The sequence below is a fragment of the Syntrophomonas sp. DTU019 genome (assembly GCA_913757435.1).
GTDB lineage: Bacteria > Bacillota > Syntrophomonadia > Syntrophomonadales > Syntrophomonadaceae > DTU019.
On sequence record CAJYDM010000005.1, the window covers coordinates 84,040 to 100,260 of the forward strand.

Annotated in this window: 13 protein-coding genes; 9 read left to right on the forward strand and 4 right to left on the reverse strand. The window is 52.6% G+C overall.

What is annotated here, in order from left to right; genetic code table 11:
• Positions 1 to 166 precede the first annotated feature (166 nt).
• Both AC15IQ_RS12350 and AC15IQ_RS12355 read left to right on the forward strand, forming a co-directional pair.
• Complete coding sequence (locus tag AC15IQ_RS12350; RefSeq protein ID WP_483179455.1) at positions 167 to 760, forward strand: ComEA family DNA-binding protein; 594 nt, start codon at positions 167 to 169, stop codon at positions 758 to 760.
• Complete coding sequence (locus AC15IQ_RS12355; protein WP_483179456.1) at positions 760 to 3,075, forward strand: DNA internalization-related competence protein ComEC/Rec2; 2,316 nt, start codon at positions 760 to 762, stop codon at positions 3,073 to 3,075. Before AC15IQ_RS12350 ends, AC15IQ_RS12355 begins: the two co-directional genes overlap by 1 nt.
• On the opposite strand, the gene AC15IQ_RS12360 is transcribed toward AC15IQ_RS12355, so the two are convergent.
• Entirely contained in the window at positions 3,076 to 4,401 is a 1,326-nt protein-coding gene (locus AC15IQ_RS12360; protein ID WP_483179457.1) for a 5'-deoxyadenosine deaminase, read from the reverse strand.
• A 119-nt stretch (positions 4,402 to 4,520) separates the two neighbouring features.
• Between AC15IQ_RS12360 and AC15IQ_RS12365 the strand changes: the two genes are divergently transcribed.
• On the forward strand, positions 4,521 to 5,954 hold the full coding sequence (locus tag AC15IQ_RS12365; RefSeq protein WP_483179458.1) for an MATE family efflux transporter: 1,434 nt from the start codon (positions 4,521 to 4,523) through the stop codon (positions 5,952 to 5,954).
• Positions 5,955 to 6,001: 47 nt separating this feature from the next.
• Here the strand turns inward: AC15IQ_RS12365 and AC15IQ_RS12370 are convergent, their stop codons facing one another.
• Together AC15IQ_RS12370 and AC15IQ_RS12375 are read right to left on the reverse strand one after the other, a co-directional pair.
• Entirely contained in the window at positions 6,002 to 6,937 is a 936-nt protein-coding gene (locus AC15IQ_RS12370) for an MBL fold metallo-hydrolase (protein WP_483179459.1), read from the reverse strand.
• Between the two features lie 111 nt (positions 6,938 to 7,048).
• Positions 7,049 to 8,425 (reverse strand): NAD(P)/FAD-dependent oxidoreductase, encoded by a 1,377-nt coding sequence (locus AC15IQ_RS12375; protein ID WP_483179460.1) that lies wholly within the window; start codon positions 8,423 to 8,425, stop codon positions 7,049 to 7,051.
• A gap of 178 nt (positions 8,426 to 8,603) precedes the next feature.
• Between AC15IQ_RS12375 and holA the strand changes: the two genes are divergently transcribed.
• On the forward strand, positions 8,604 to 9,593 hold the full coding sequence (gene holA, locus AC15IQ_RS12380) for a DNA polymerase III subunit delta (RefSeq protein ID WP_483179461.1): 990 nt from the start codon (positions 8,604 to 8,606) through the stop codon (positions 9,591 to 9,593).
• 78 nt (positions 9,594 to 9,671) lie between these two features.
• Here holA and rpsT read toward each other — a convergent pair whose 3' ends face one another.
• Positions 9,672 to 9,938 carry a 30S ribosomal protein S20 gene (gene rpsT / locus AC15IQ_RS12385; protein WP_483179462.1) on the reverse strand — a complete coding sequence of 89 codons (267 nt, stop codon included), beginning with the start codon at positions 9,936 to 9,938 and terminating at the stop codon, positions 9,672 to 9,674.
• A gap of 167 nt (positions 9,939 to 10,105) precedes the next feature.
• Between rpsT and spoIIP the strand changes: the two genes are divergently transcribed.
• The 5 genes from spoIIP (at position 10,106) to hrcA (ending at position 16,220) form a co-directional block, all read left to right on the forward strand.
• Entirely contained in the window at positions 10,106 to 11,116 is a 1,011-nt protein-coding gene (spoIIP, locus tag AC15IQ_RS12390) for a stage II sporulation protein P (protein WP_483179463.1), read from the forward strand.
• A gap of 14 nt (positions 11,117 to 11,130) precedes the next feature.
• A complete protein-coding gene (locus AC15IQ_RS12395; RefSeq protein WP_483179464.1) occupies positions 11,131 to 11,481 on the forward strand; it encodes a hypothetical protein in 351 nt (116 codons plus the stop codon).
• Between the two features lie 454 nt (positions 11,482 to 11,935).
• Positions 11,936 to 13,738, forward strand: coding sequence for a translation elongation factor 4 (lepA, locus tag AC15IQ_RS12400; protein ID WP_483179465.1), 1,803 nt, complete (start codon positions 11,936 to 11,938; stop codon positions 13,736 to 13,738).
• A gap of 198 nt (positions 13,739 to 13,936) precedes the next feature.
• A complete protein-coding gene (gene hemW / locus AC15IQ_RS12405; RefSeq protein ID WP_483179466.1) occupies positions 13,937 to 15,094 on the forward strand; it encodes a radical SAM family heme chaperone HemW in 1,158 nt (385 codons plus the stop codon).
• Between the two features lie 94 nt (positions 15,095 to 15,188).
• Positions 15,189 to 16,220 (forward strand): heat-inducible transcriptional repressor HrcA, encoded by a 1,032-nt coding sequence (gene hrcA / locus AC15IQ_RS12410; protein ID WP_483179467.1) that lies wholly within the window; start codon positions 15,189 to 15,191, stop codon positions 16,218 to 16,220.
• Position 16,221 lies beyond the last annotated feature (1 nt).

Genomic DNA, 16,221 nt, shown 5'->3' on the forward strand with positions numbered 1-16,221 from the left:
ACCGCTTAACGTCCCTAATCAACAAACGCGGCGGCGCAACCCTGTCCCAATTCGGCTACGAATATGACGGCAATTGCAATATCATATCCGTAAAAGCAGACTGAATGTGACTATATTGGAAATATATGTAAATAGTTGTAGAATAGTAGTATGGAGGTATGGGGAGATGAAGATCGAGCGGCCTTACATTATAGCTGGGATAGCTTTGCTAGCTGTTGTGTTGTTGGCGGGTTCGTACTGGTTTATGCATTACCGCAATGCTCCGCCGCAAATCATGGCCAGCCCCGACGAGGGAGGTGAAGCTCTGCAGATCAGTACGCCACAGTCCCCCCGGGAGATTCAGGTCTATGTGGCCGGAGCGGTAGTTTCACCAGGGGTGTATCACTTAATGGAGGGGGACCGGGTACATCAGGCCCTGGCCATGGCGGTTCCGCTTCCCACTGCCGACCTGCGCTACCTGGGTATGGCCCGGGAGTTGATCGATGGGGAAAGCATACTGGTTCCCGAGCTGGAGGCTGACGGAGCTGTACCGGGTGAAAGCCCTCCGATAAAAGCCCCTAGTAACAAAATCAATATCAATCGGGCTACAACCGCCGAGTTAGATGCCGGGCTGGAGGGCATAGGTCCGGGATTGGCTCAGCAGATTGTGGATTACCGCAATACCAACGGCCCTTTCAAGAAAATCGAGGATATCAAGAAGGTGGGCGGGATTGGAGATAAACGCTTTGAAGCCATCAAAGACCGTATCTCGGTGTACTGATGGGAACCTCGGCCGAAAAACTGGTAGACAGCTTGTTCACGCCTTCATGGGCTATGCGCGCAGTCTATTTTGCAGTTGGTATCGCGCTGGTCTATGTGCCCTGGTGGGTGGCTGCACCAGGCCTAGTGGGCGCTTCAAGCCTTATCTGGTGGCGCTTTCAGCTATTGCGGAAAGAGATCCTGATCGCTTTGCTGTTAGCCGCAACCGGGCTGGTCTACATGCACTGGCATTATCTTCCGGCCGCTCCCGAGGTCGATGATTCGGCAGCTCAGGTAATCTCCGCAAAAGTAACAAGTTATCCCCGGGTTAAGGAAAAAAGGAGCAGCTTCACTATTAAAACCGCCAGTGATAATCCCTACTTAAAACGATTTCAGGTTTTCTGCGACTTCGAGGTGCAGCTTAGGCCCGGTGATAGCGTAGAGCTTAAAGGCGTGCTGAAAAAGCCCGATGAACCCGGCAATCCCGGTGAGTTCAATTACCCCTCTTACCTGTCCCGGCATCATATCTATTACCTCTTGCAGGTGGAGGAATCAAATGATCTGCGTCAGGATTCGGGACCTAACCGGATCCTGGCAGTGGCCCCGCTGCTGCGCAACCGCATGGTGGAACACACCCGCGCGGTATTACCGGCTGAAGAGGCGGCACTCATCCTGGCCATGGTACTGGGGATACTGGACAACCTGGATGAGGATCTGTATCAGGATTTTCAGAAGACCGGGCTGGTGCATTTATTTGCGGTATCCGGCCTCAATGTCGGCTTTGTGGTCCTTTTGGCCGCTGGGCTGATAGCACTGGGGAGGTTGCCACGGACCACCGGCCTGGTTATTACCATACTTCTGGTTTTGCTATACAGCAGCCTCACCGGATGGCCGGTCTCGATTCAGCGGGCTGTGGCCATGGCCTTATTGTCGATTATGGCGGGATATCTGGGCAGGAACCATCAGCCTGCCAATGGGCTGGGGCTGGCTGCTTTGATCATACTGATGATGGATCCCTGCGCCCTGTTCACCATCTCTTTTCAATTATCCTTCTTAGCCACCTGGGGGCTGGTCTCACTGTATCCGGCTGTCAAAAAGTATTTTAAGTTCAAGCAGCCTCACTGGGATTACCTCCTGGTACCGCTGTGCGCTCAGGTTGCGGTACTGCCCCTGATAGCCTATTACTTCCACCTTATCACCCCGGTCTCCATACTGAGCAATCTGCTGGCTACCTATCTGGCCGGAATCATTGTGATATTAGGCTTTGCAGCCTTATTGCTGGCAGTTCCCTTTCCCCTTCTGAGCACTATGCTGCTTATGCCCACCGGTGTTGGTGCGTATGTTCTATTGTCTCTCAATGACTTCTGCAAGGCCTTGCCTTTTGCATACTGGATAGTGGCCACCCCGCCGATAGCCGTGGTAGCGATGTATTTTGCCGGACTGCTGTGGCTGACCTGGCAGCTGCGCTTAGAGGCCGGGCGTATAACGCTACGCTGGCCTTTGCTGATGATGGGGGCCGCCTTGGTTATAATACTCATACCCCGGTGGTGCTTTTCCATTGGCCAGCTGCAAATGACCTTTATAGACGTCGGCCAGGGTGACAGCATTCTGCTAAAAACCCCTCACAACCGTTTCATTCTGATTGATGGCGGGGGCAGTCTATTCACCGAGGTGGGACGCCGCAAAGTATCGCCATACTTGAACCACCTGGGGGTCAACCGTCTCTATATGGTAATAAATACCCACCCTGATGTGGATCATATACAGGGACTCTTGGAGGTGATGCAGGAGCGCCCGGCTGAATATGTAGGCTTGGCGGCTGCCTCCATGACCGAACCGCTTTCACAGCACCTCTTGGCTGCGGCCAGGCAGCAGGACAGTCGGGTAGTAGCCTTGGAACAAGGCCAGGTGTTAAATATCGATGGTGTGCGGATGGAGGTCTGGTATCCGCCGCCAGAGCTAGCAGGGGAGTCGGGCAACAATGAGCGATCCCTGGTATTGTACTGCCGCTACCGGGATTTTTCAGCCTTGCTCACCGCTGATCAGAGTAAAGCCGGCCTGGAAGAAGTGCTGCGGCAGCACCGGGATAAAGCCCTCATCGTCAAGGTGCCCCATCACGGCAGCCGCTACTCCTGGAGCAGCGCATTGGATAGGCAGGCGGAATGGTTGGTATTGTCGGTGGGTAAAAACGCTTTCGGTCATCCGCATCAAGATGTGGTCGACGATATAGCCAGGGGTGGAGCCAGGTTATTGCGCACCGACAGGGACGGCCTGGTTAGCTTCTATAGTGATGGCCAAACATTGAGAATCCAGACCTTCAAAAACAGGCATCCATAATTATAGCCCGCAGCGCTTCCTTACCCTCTCCAAGGCCTGGCCTGCCTGGAGCCTGACTTCGGTTTCGGGAATGGTCATCAAATGGCCTTCTCTCATCAGCACCTGGCCGTCCACGATGGTGGCGCAAACATCAGCGGCCACAGCCTGATAGACCAGATGGGAGTATACTCCGGCCCCTTGTGGCGGGCAGTGATGCCAGGGCGCCAGGGATACTACGGCCAAATCAGCCTTTTTTCCCACCTCCAGGCTGCCTACTTGATCGGATAAGCCCATGGCTTTGGCCCCGCCAACGGTGGCCATGGTGAATACGGTTTCCGCCGGCATGGCCACAGGCCCATAAAGCGGCTTATGTATCAATGCAGCCAGGTGCATTTCATTGAACATGCTTAAAAGGTTGTTGCATGGGGCGCCATCTGCTCCCAGGGATACATTGGCACCTTTCTCCAGCAATTCGGGAATAGGTGCGATACCAGAAGCCAGCTTGAGATTGGAGCCGGGGCAATGCGCGATATGCGCACCGCTGGTTGCCAGCAGTTCCTTTTCGGCATCATTGAGGTGTATGCAATGGGCCAGAATCAGGTTGGGGCCGATCAGACCCAGGTGGTCCAGATAGAGCACATTGGGCATGCCGCGCTGATCCTGTACCAGTTTGACCTCGGCACGATTCTCGGAAGCATGGGTATGCACCGGGATATGTTCAGCTGCCGCAATTTTCGCCACCTCTCTCAGCAAGCCTTCACTGCAGGAGACTGCAAAGCGGGGGCAAAAGCAGTAATGGATACGATCATTACCTGCACCTTCCCAGTACTGGTACAAGGCCAGGCTCTCTTCAAGGGCATTGTCGCAATCATCCACCAGAGTAGCTGGCACTTCCTCACCACTATCCATCAGGCATTTGCCGCCCAGGTAACGTATGCCGGCCTTTTCCACCGCGGTAAAGACAGCCTCGGTGTGATGCACCGTGCCCATGTCAATTATGCCGGTGGTGCCCCCCCGGAGAAGTTCGGCACAACCAAGTAAGGCAGAATAGTACAGGGAATCCTGGTCATGGGCCCCTTCCAAAGGCCAGATCCGCTTCTTGAGCCAATCCAGCAGTTCCATATCATCGGCCATACCCCTGAAAAGGGCTTGGCACAAATGTACATGGGTCTGTATCAAACCGGGGATGACCAGGCAGCCAGCAGCTTCGATGACCGTGTCGGCAGTAAAGGCCTTGCAGTCACCAATAGCTGTGATGCGGTCTTTTTCAACATAAACATCGGCATACATCACTTCTCTCTGCGGGTTCATGGTCACCACCAGGCCGTTCTTGATCAATAAGGACAACTGTCTGCCTCCTCTGCGGTATGTGGATAAATCTACCCACCTATACAAATTCTGTACAGCGATTGATTCCATCATACTATTCTGGGCTGGGATTTCATAGCTTTATGCAGGGGGCGATTATGATCCAACAACCTGACCTGCTGCACAACCGAGTCGGTGTCCTGCTGTTGCGCCTGTCCTGCCCGGCCATGGGGGGAATGGTCCTGTATGCCCTGTTTAGCCTGGCGGATACTTATTTCATAGCCCAGTTGGGGCCAGCCGCCCTGGCAGCCTTGACCCTATGTCTGCCCTTGCAGGTTTTGATAGTGAGTATGGCTGCAGCCTTAGGAACCGGGGTTGCATCGCTGATTGGTCGTATGCTAGGCCAGCAGCAGTATCGCCATGCCGACAATATCGCCTGGCACGGCATGCTCATCACAGCTGCCTACAGCGTCTTTTTTCTGTGGTTGGGGTATCGCTATCAGGTGCCCTTATTGATAATGTTCGGATGCACCCCGGAAACCCTGGGCTTATGTCAGGGTTACCTCAGCATCGCCCTGCCCGGCTCGCTTGTGACTATGGTGCTAATAATTGTGGGCAGCACTCTGCAGGGGGAAGGAGATACGGTCTTGCCGGTAGTGGCCAGCTTGATCGGTATCATTCTCAATGTAGCCATGGACCCGTTGTTTATTTTCGGTTGGGGTGTGGTCCCGGCCATGGGATTGAACGGGGCTGCCTGGGCAGGCCTGTTGGCACAAGTAGGCAGTCTGGTGATGATGATGGCGGTGATGACCCGGCGCAAGAACTATCTGAGCTGGTCGTTAAGGCATTTTTCCCTGCGTCCCCGCATTTTTTTGGCTATCTACAAGGTGGGATTTCCGGCCCTGGTGATGGAAGTGGCGGGGGTGCTGATAATGGTCTATATAAACCGTATCCTGGCTTTTCACAGTTTTGAGGCGGTGGCCGCCCTGGGCATCTTCCTCAGAGTCCGCTCCCTGGTGTTAATACCTATAGGGGGACTGTTACAGGGCACTATGCCTATAGCTTCCTTTGCTTTTGGGGCGGGGCGCTATGAAAGGGTAAAAGAAGTGCTGATAAAGGCCTCGGCTTTTATAGTATTGATAATGGGCCTGGGCTGGTCGGTCATGCAGTTTCATCCCCAATGGATCGTAGGCTTCTTTTCTCAGGATGCCGATCTGACCAGAATTGCGGTTGCTTCGCTGCGCCTGGGCACCATCTTACTGCCATTAGTGGGGCCGATAATAATCCTCAGCACGGTCTTGCAAGCAATAGGTAAAGGCATGGCCGCGATGTGGCTGTCGCTGACCCGCCAGGTGCTATTCTTCCTGCCCGCACTGATTCTGCTGCCGCCCTATCTGGGGCTCAATGGGGTATGGCTGGCCTTCACCTTGTCTGAACTGCTGTCGGTAGGAATATTTGCGGTGTTCTGGGTACGGTTGTGGAAGCAGCTGCAGCCGGGACAAAACAGTCCAGTGCTGCAATTGATCCGCAGCGGGGCTTGGGCCAAACGGCTATGGGCCTGGCTGCGCTGGCAAAAATTATATATCTGGTAGAATAGCTGTTTCACCAAAGCTGCTATACAGCTGCCAGCCGAGTGAGGTTATTTCTGGTAGTAATAAACCCTGCCATTCTCCAGCTGCAATTCCAGTCCGCTGGTGTTCATCAGGTAGCTGAGCATGCCCCCCAAAGTGGAGTTAAGCAGGCAGTATTCGTGGAAGTCGGGTCTGAGTTCCTCCAGGATGATTACTTCCTCCAGTAATTCTTCTCTGCTTTTGGGCTGCTGTAACAGGTCTAAGAGCAGTTCCATACAGTGGTCCAGGCGGAAACGGTTAAGGTCCACCAGGTCCTGGATCTGTCCGTTTGAATAGATTCTCTCAGCATGCCCCAGGACAAATAAGTCGTAAGGCAGATCCAGTATGGCGTTGAAGGTGCGGTACTGTGCGGCCACATCTGATATGAAGGGAAAGCCGTATTTGTCCAATATCTCAGGGCTGAACAGAGCATCGCCCAGAAAACAGACCTTTTCCCGGGTGGCGATCCCTATCTGCCCCAGGGAATGGCCTGACAGCGGTATAATATCGAATTTCTCATCATTGACCCGTATGGTGCCTGGCCGCAAGCGCTGGTCGATGCGTCCCGACCTGCTTCCGCCCATAGATCTGACCAGAGTGGCCGGGGGAAGGCCGCCATAAATGGCCAAAGGATACATTTGAAAATTCTCGATGAATAGCGCACTCGTCTCTGAGGCATAGAAAACACTGCCGGGGTAATGCTCTTGCAGATAGTTGTTGCCTCCCCAGTGGTCATGATGTTCATGGGTGTTGAACACATACTTGACATTAAGGTCAGCCTCAGACAGTATTCGCTCATAAAGGCGGGCATCTTGGTTGCTGTCTCCGCTGTCGATCAAGAGAGTGTATTTGTCCTTGAAAACAAATACCCCAACATTGGTAGGACCGGGGATGAAATGAGTATTCCCGGATATCTTGGTGATTTTCATAGCCATTTCCCCTTTGGACGAGCATTTCTTTTCCATGCTAGCCCGGATCGCCGGGGGTGTCAAGGCCAAGGAATAGGTTCAGGTGTCCCCTATTTTAGGGGCTGGAAACAGATCCCAGGCCAGTTCTGAGAACCGGCCCTTATTCCACTATCCCTGCTCGGCCAGTATGGCTCGGGCTGCCACCACCCCGGAGACGCTGGCCTGGATCAAGCCGCGGGTGACTCCGGCACCGTCGCCGATAGCCCACAGGCCTTGTATAGGGGTCTGCAACTGGGAATCTAATCGCGGTCGGGCGGAATAAAACTTGGCTTCCACCCCGTACAAGAGGGTGTGATCGGAGGCTGCCCCGGGAAAGGCCTTATCCAGAGCTTCCAGGCACTCCATGATACCGATCAGGTAGCGGTGAGGCAGGACCAGGGACAGATCCCCCGGAACTGCTCCTTTTAGGGTGGGAGTGACCAGACCCCGGGACAGGCGGGCCGGGGTGGAACGGCGGCCGCGTTTCAGATCCCCGTAGCGCTGCACGATGATGCTGCCGCTGAGCATGTTGGCCAGGCTGGCAATGCAGCGCCCGTAAAGGATAGGCTTATCAAACGGCTCGGTGAATTCCTGGCTCACCAGCAGGGCGAAATTAGTTACCCCGCTCTGGCTGTTGGCATAGGAATGGCCGTTAACGGTGATGACTCCATTGGTATTTTCCATCACCACATAGCCATTGGGATTAACACAGAAGGTCCGCACCATGTCATCATAGGTTTTGGTATTAAAAAGCAATTTGGGTTCCCACACTGAGGCAGTAACTTCCCTCAATACCACTTCCGGGACCTCCACTCGCACCCCGATGTCGACCTGGTTGTTGTGCATAGCTATATGTAAGTTCCGGGCCTGCTGGGAGAACCAGTGGGCACCCTCTCTTCCCGGTGCGGCCACCACATAGGGGGCCAAGAAATCACCAGCGGCGGTTGATATGCCCACCACCCGGCCGTCTTCAATCAAAAACTGCTCGACCATCAGCCCGGTGCGGATATCGACCCTGGGCTGCAAAGATCGGTACATGGCCTCTAACACCGCCTTGGTATTCTCCGTGCCCATATGGCGGATACGGGCCGGGACCAGTTTCAGGCCCGCTGAGGCCACATTCATGGCGATTTCGCGGGTCTTCACGTCGTCCTGGCCGAATACCCGGGGCGGCGCCCCATGTTTGACGTAGATATCATCAACATAGGCGATCAGTTCATCCAGGTAGGTTTTGCCGATGTAGTCCGCCAGCCAGCCTCCGAAATCACTGGTCAGGGTCAGTTTGCCGTCAGAGAAGGCCCCGGCTCCCCCCCAACCGCTCATTATCGAGCATACCGGGCATCCCTGGCAGGTGTCTATCTGTCCGCCGATCAAACAATGGCGGTCTTGCACCTTTTTGCCCTTTTCTACTAAGAGCACCTTTAAGCCGCTGTGCTGGCACAATTCCAGGGCAGTGAATATACCGGCCGGACCGGCGCCGATTATTATCACATCATAATGAGGCATAAGCATTCCTCCTGTATTACCATGCACATTTCTGCTCGGCTGGTTGTCTTGTGGGTTGCTCGTCTCACCTTAATGTTATGTGAAGTACTACTAATTTATCACATTTCGGCTATTATCAGCTTATGGTATCATGGTTTTGTACCCGATGTCCCGGTTCAGGGCTGCAGGAGGAGTACTCATGGCGATAAGCAACCTTATACTCATCTACGGAACGGAGCCGTATCTTATAGATAAGGAAATAGAACGGGTCAGGGCCGAGCTCAGCCGGGAGGGCGGGGCTGAGGCGGAACTGGTATATATCGATGCTGATGAACTCACTGCACAGCAATTGCTGGAACAGCTTGATTTCAGCCCCCTGTTCGCCCTGGAACGGGTGGTGGTCATACGCCGACCCTCCTGGCTGGGCAAAACCCGCCGCAAAGCTAGCAAGGTGGAACAGTTGGTGGAAGGGCTGGCCGCTTTCCTAAGTGAGCCCATCCCCGGCCAGGTAGTTATCTTCACCGCCGAAGAGGATGTGTCTTCACACCCCTTGATGAAGAAGTTGGGTAAAGCGGTGCACAAAGTCGCTTGTGTCAGGCCTAATCCCCAGGGCTTGGAGACCTGGGTGAAACAACTGGCCGCCGCCTTGAATCAGCCGCTGGCCCCACCGGTTGCAAAAATGCTGGCCAGCAGCGGTCAGGATATGTATTACCTGCAGCGTCTCTTAGAGAAACTGAGCCTGCAGAAAAGCCCCGAAATGATCACTGAGCAGGATGTGGCGGAGGAATTGGACCAACAGATCGAAACCAGTGTTTTCAAGCTGACCGATGCTTTACTCAACCGCCGCAGCCGCGAGGCGCTTAAGGCGTATTACCAACTGCTCCGCCAGGGTGGACAGCCGACCTTCTTTCTGTACATGATCATCAGGCAATTCATGCTGTTGGGCAAGGTCAAGCATTTCAGCCAGGAGGGCATGCACCAGGCAGCAATCGCTAAAGCTACCGGGGCCAGGGATTTTGCCGTTAAAAGACTGCTCTCTGCAGCTAGTCAATACAGTTGGGATGAGCTTAAGAGGTGCTTTGAACTGTTCCTGCAGGCTGACATTAATCTCAAGAGCAGCGGCAGGGATGGAAAAATTGTGCTGGAAGCGTTGATTATTGAGGTGTGCGGTCAAGGCCGGCGCCGATGAAAGGTGTGCGTTTGCTGCCACGCCTGGAATAAGGCTTTTCAGAAAATAAAAAACCTGCCTTTAAGACAGGTCTTTTGCTTATTTTGCCAGTGCATTGAACCGTTTCGCCAGAGCCGATTTTCTTCTGGCTGCAGTGTTCTTATGCAGAATCCCCTTGGTCACGTTTTTATCGATAAGGGAGGTTGCCGCAATCAGGCTCTTCTGAGCAGTTTCTACGTCGCCGCCCTGTAATGAATCCTCATATTTCTTCACGGCTGTTTTAAGCCTGCTCTTGTAGGCTTTGTTTCTGATTCGATTCTCTTCAGCCCTTCTTGCCCGCTTGGCCGGGGTTTTGCTTTTTGCCACCATTTCACCTCCTTGTGGGTCATATCCAACAGAAATACTATAGCATTATGGTTTTCAAAATGCAATGATTTGGCAGTTATTTTTGGCCGCCTTTATTAATATTGTATAGATACGGTTCTATTCTCTCCTGCACATAAATAAATTTATTACGAACGGGAGGTGGAATCATGAGGCGCCGCGGTTTTATGTCTCTGCTAAAAAGTGTATTTTTGGTGCAGCTGTTTGTAATCATCATCCTAATAGGTGTTACCGGCAATTACCAGCGGGTCACCCTGCCCGCCATCAGGACTTCTACGGTCGATTACCTGGACCCCTTCAGCCGCATCGTGATCGGGGAAAAGATGGCCATGAATATGTTTAGGGACAGCAGTTTCCTGCCCGGTGAGGCGAACCTGTTGTATCTTGATCCTGAATATCTGGACGAGGTGTTTTCAGAGACGCTTTTAACCGCGAGTATACAGGCTCTGGCTTACACCAGTCCAGATGAGGAGGATTTCAGCGTTATTGAAGTGGAGGACGTATCCGCTGCTGACACAGAGGATGTTTCCGAACCGATTCCAGATCCAGTCGCTGCTGCCCGGCCGAATAAGGGTAAGATCATGCTCTATTGTACACACAGCGCTGAATCCTATATACCGGACGGAGTCAAGGCCCGGGTGGACGGCAAGAGAGGGCTGATAAACCAGGTGGCTCAGCACTTGAACGACGAGTTGCGCAAGGATGGATTTAATAGCGAATTCATCAATACCATACACGATGCCGACTATCTTATAAGCTACAGCAAATCACGGAATACTATAAAAAACTACCTGGCCAACAACAAATCGGTGGAGGCGATATTTGATGTCCATCGCGACAGTATTCCCGGGGCGACTTCTGGTGAGACTGTCACCATCAACGGCAAGAAATGTGCCCCGATTCTTATCATAGTTGGAACCAACGAACGCAAACCGCATCCAGAGTGGAAAAAAAACCTGGCCTTTGCTCATGCCATACAACAGGCTGCAGAAGCCAAGTACCCCGGTTTGGTGAAAGATGTGCGCACAAAGGCCGGAACCTACAATCAGGAGTTTCATCCGCAGGCTCTGCTGCTGGAAATTGGCTATGACCATAACACCCTGGCTGAAGCGCAGTATGCGGCCACTCTGTTTTCCGATGTACTGGCCGAGGTTTTATAGGAAGGATCCTTGTAGTGATGAGGACAGTTTTATGGCTGCTTCCGGTCAGCATATTATTCATGCTGGTAGCGGCCGGATTGAACATAAGCAATCAGGGCCTAAACGACTTGACTATGAATAATCCCGGCTACGTTTTTGCCGTACACTTAGGGGACGGGCAGGTTCAGGTCGAGGCTCTGGGCCAGATTTACCCGTGCACTGCGGAATCGATGCGGGATATCCAAGCCCATCTGAATAAACTGACTTTGAGGATAACCATCGCTGGTAAAGTTGTGCTGCACGAGGGGCAGGTACATCTGAACAGGGTGCTGGCCTGGCTGCAAGAGCGCTCCGGGGAGATCCTTCATGAATGGGCCGGGCCGTAATAAAAACAGCATTATAGCAGTAAGCAGCTAAAGGCCGTCATGGAGGCCTTTTTTGTATGTCCGCTCAAGAACCGGGAGGAAAGGGTAGATGGCCTGAAGCGGTATTTACATGGCCCCGGCAGTACTATTGCATAAGGCCTGACCGTGGCCTTGGCGCGCCCTTTGAAGTTTGGCCGCAAGGTGGCCTTTTACATATTCGGGCCGAGCTTATTACCAATATCTGATTAGCGGCGTTTTCACTTCCGATACGCTCTATATGCTGGGGATCAGCACCATCGCCGGGGTAAGATGCACATCCTGATACCGAAAAAAGCCCATTTGGTGCTGGGAATGATGAAGGCCAATATCGGGTAGAGGGCGGCCGCATGGAGAGATAAGGATAGAATTGCATCATAACCTGGATTTCGGTTATAATCTAGGCGGTATTCACCCATACGATTTGGAGGGCAGTTCTTTGTCACTGGACCACATTCGCAATTTCAGCATCATCGCTCATATCGACCACGGGAAATCGACCCTGGCCGACCGCCTGTTGCAAGTCACCGGTACCATCAGTGACCGGGAGATGAAAGAACAGTTTCTGGACAAGATGGATCTGGAACGGGAAAAAGGGATAACTATCAAGCTGCAGCCGGTGAGGCTCAAATACAAGGCCCGTGACGGCAAGAATTATATACTCAATTTGATCGATACTCCGGGGCACGTGGATTTTTCATACGAAGTCTCCCGCAGCCTGGCGGCCTGCGAAGGTGCCTTGCTGGTGGTTGATGCCTCGCAGGGCATTGAAGCCCAGACTCTGGCCAATGTTTATTTGGCCATGGATCAGGATCTGGAGATTATCGGCATCATCAACAAGATTGACCTCCCCGGCGCTGAACCTGAGAAAGTAAAGACCGAAATGGAGGATGTGCTCGGTATAGCCAGTGAGGAGATTATATCAATCTCCGCTAAAACCGGCTGGGGTGTGGAAGATGTTCTGGAGGCCATAGTAGAAAGAGTGCCCTGCCCGCAGGGCGAAGAACATGGACCCCTGCAGGCCCTGATATTCGACTCATATTTCGACCCCTACCAGGGTGCCATATCATATATACGGGTGGTCTCGGGACAGATACGCCGCGGCGATATGATAAAGATGATGTCCAGCGGCAAGGTATATGAAGTCTCTGCTTTAGGAGTCATATCCCCGTACATGACTGAGGTTGAGACCCTGGGCGCGGGCGAAGTCGGCTATCTGGCGGCAGGTATCAAGAATGTCAGCGACACCCGGGTAGGGGACACCATCACCCTGGCCAATAATCCGGCTGCCAGGCCTTTGCCCGGCTACCAGGTGGTAAAGCCCATGGTGTATTGCGGTCTATACCCCCTGGAGAACAACGATTTTGAACGTCTGCGGGATGCCCTGGACAAATTGAAACTGAATGACTCATCCCTGTTTTATGAACCGGAAAGCTCGGATGCCCTGGGCTTCGGTTTCCGCTGCGGATTTCTGGGTCTTTTGCACCTGGAAATAGTCAGGGAGCGTCTGGAACGGGAATATGATTTAAGTCTTCTGGCCACCGCCCCTAGTGTGGTGTACAAGGTTATGCTTACCGACGGCAGTGAAGAAGACATACAGAACCCCAAGCTGTGGCCGCCGGCACAGCGTATGGAAGGGGTCAAGGAGCCTTATGTTAAGGCCGGCATGATGGTGCCCAACGAGTATGTGGGAACCGTAATGGAATTGTGCCGGGAGAAGCGGGGGCAATATGTTAACATGGAATACCTTACCTCGCAGCGGGTGATGATAACCTACAAACTGCCCCTGGGGGAGATACTGTACGATTTCTTCGATGCCTTGAAGTCTCGCACCCGGGGCTATGCCTCTCTGGATTATGAAATCAGCGGTTATGAGATGTCTGATCTGGTGAAGATGGATATTATGCTCAATGGAGAAATAATTGATGCCTTGAGCTTTATTACCCACCGTGACAATGCTTATTACCGGGCCCGAGCCCTGACCCAGAAGCTGCGCCGCATCATCCCCCGGCAGATGTACGAGGTGGTCATACAGGCCGCCATCGGTGCCAAAGTTATAGCACGCGAATCGGTAAAAGCCATGCGCAAAGACGTTTTGGCCAAATGCTACGGAGGCGACATCACCCGCAAGAAAAAGCTTCTGGAGAAACAAAAAGAAGGTAAAAAGCGCATGAAGCAGATCGGCCATATAGAAGTTCCCAAAGATGCCTTCATGTCAGTACTTAACATAGAAAAAGAATAATGAAATGATACGTGTGACACGTTAAGTGTGTCATTCAATTCTGAATCATCATATGACACGTGGGGACGCTTTAAATGTGTCATTCAGTTTTGAATCATCATATACCGGGAATTTCACCGGGCGCAATACATAATTGCATCGAATAAGGGGGCATAGGCGAATTGTTGTCCCCTTCATTAATTATTCGGAGTGTGTTGAATGAAAGCTGGCTGGCCGCAGCATAGTCTGGGAATATATGTTCATATCCCCTTTTGCAGGAAAAAATGCTCTTATTGCGATTTCTATTCTGTAACCGGGCTGGGGCATGCGGAGCTGGAAGCTTATACAAACAGGCTATGCAACGAAATTGCAGCCTGCCCAGCCGCATATCGAACTAAGCCAGTCGACAGCGTCTTTTTTGGCGGTGGAACACCCAGCCTGCTAACTCCCACCCAGATAAACCGAATGATCCAGACACTGGCATCCTCATTCCATTTGCAGCAGGATGCCGAGATTACCATGGAGGCCAACCCGGCCACAGTCGACCTGAATTCCCTGGTCGGCTATCGGCAGGCTGGCATCAATCGCATCTCCTTAGGCGTGCAGAGCCTTCAGGATAGCGAACTGCAAACCCTGGGGCGTTTGCATTCTGCAAACACGGCGGCAGAAGCCATAACCGCAGCCCGGGCGGCTGGATTCGATAACTTGAGCCTTGATTTAATTTATGGCATCCCCGGGCAGACTAAGCATAGCTGGATGGAGACCTTGACCGCGGTGGCGGGATACTTGCCCCGCCATATCTCCATTTACCTCTTGCAGCTGGATGATGAGGTTCCCATGGCCCAGGCTATAGCCCGAGGAGAGCTGGCCCAAACCGAGGAAGAAGAGTGCGAGGCCATGTATTTTACGGCCCTTGATTATATGGGCCATAGAGGCCTTAAGCAGTATGAAATCTCCAACCTGGCTGAGCCCGGGTACAGTTGTCGTCATAACCTGCGCTACTGGCATTTCGGTGAGTATTTGGGCTTTGGCGCTGCGGCAGTCAGTCGGCTGGGGAATAGGCGCTGGATGAATAGACCGGACCTGGATGAATATATGTCCGGGGACTGCGGGAATGTGCCAGGGCAGCTCTTGCTGGAGAAAATGGATCCCCGCGAACAGGCGGTTGAGGCAGTGATCATGGCCTTGCGCCTGCACGAGGGTGTAAATCTTGCAGATTATAAGAGGCGTTTTGGCATCGACTTGATGCAAATGTATAAGAGCGAAATAGAAATGTTTATCAGCCAGGGAAAGCTGGAATTGGAACACGGTTGGTTAAGGCTGACGAAAGCGGGCATTATGGTCTCAAACCAGGTTTTATGCGGGTTTGTTGCGTAGATTCCAGGCTTGACAAAGAAGTGGTAGCGATGCTATTTTTTATTAAGTAGGGATTAGCACTCAATGAGGTCGAGTGCTAACAGGGGTGATCGATATGACCTTAGATGAACGCAAAAAGAGGATACTGGAATCAATTATAAAAGACTATGTGGAAACTGCTGAACCGGTAGGGTCCAGAGCCATCGTCAAAAAACACAACCTGCGCATCAGCGCTGCTACGGTGCGCAATGAGATGGCCGATCTGGAGGATTTGGGGTACTTGGAGCAGCCCCACACCTCCGCGGGGCGGATTCCATCCGAAAGCGGATTTCGCTACTATGTGGACTGCATGATGGAACGGGAGACCCTGGTGGATGACGAAGTGGAACTCCTGCAAAAAATTCTCAAGGACAACCTGCAGGATTGGGACGAAGTTATTCAATCGATTGGCAGTTTTCTGTCCCAGGTCACCCGCTATACCTCATTTATCATCGTCCCTACCATCAAATTTGATGAATTCAAGTATATTCAACTGGTGCCGGTGGAGAAGGGCAAAGCCATGGTGATTGTGGTCACCGATACCGGCGTGTTAATGCATCGCCGCATCGATGTGCCCGAATCAGTGAACAGCCGAGATGTGCAGAGTATCAATGAGGTTTTCAACCGCCTTTTCGCCGGCAAAAAACTGACTGAACTGCGCAGGACCGACCTGCAATCCCTCAGGGACGACCTCAAAAAGCGCAAGAAGGCGATCGACAGCATGCTGGAAGCCATCGATAACCTGACCGAGAATACTGGCGAGGAAAAAGTGGTCATCAGCGGAATTCTCAACATGCTCAATGAGCCGGAATTCAAAGACCTGGAAAAGCTTAAGAAAATACTGACCATACTAGAAGCAGATACTGCGCTAAAGAATCTGCTGCCCGAAGCCAGCGGTGAAGCTGTGGATATTACCATCGGACGGGAGAACCGCCTGGATGAGGCCAAAGAGATGAGCATCGTTCTAGCCGGATACAAAGTTTTCGGCGAAATCGGCCGGGTAGGCGTGATCGGGCCGGTGCGCATGGAGTACTGGAAGGCCGCAGGCACAGTTGAATCGGTGCGCACAATAATAGATGAAGTCTTAAAAAAACATTACCATGGCTAGT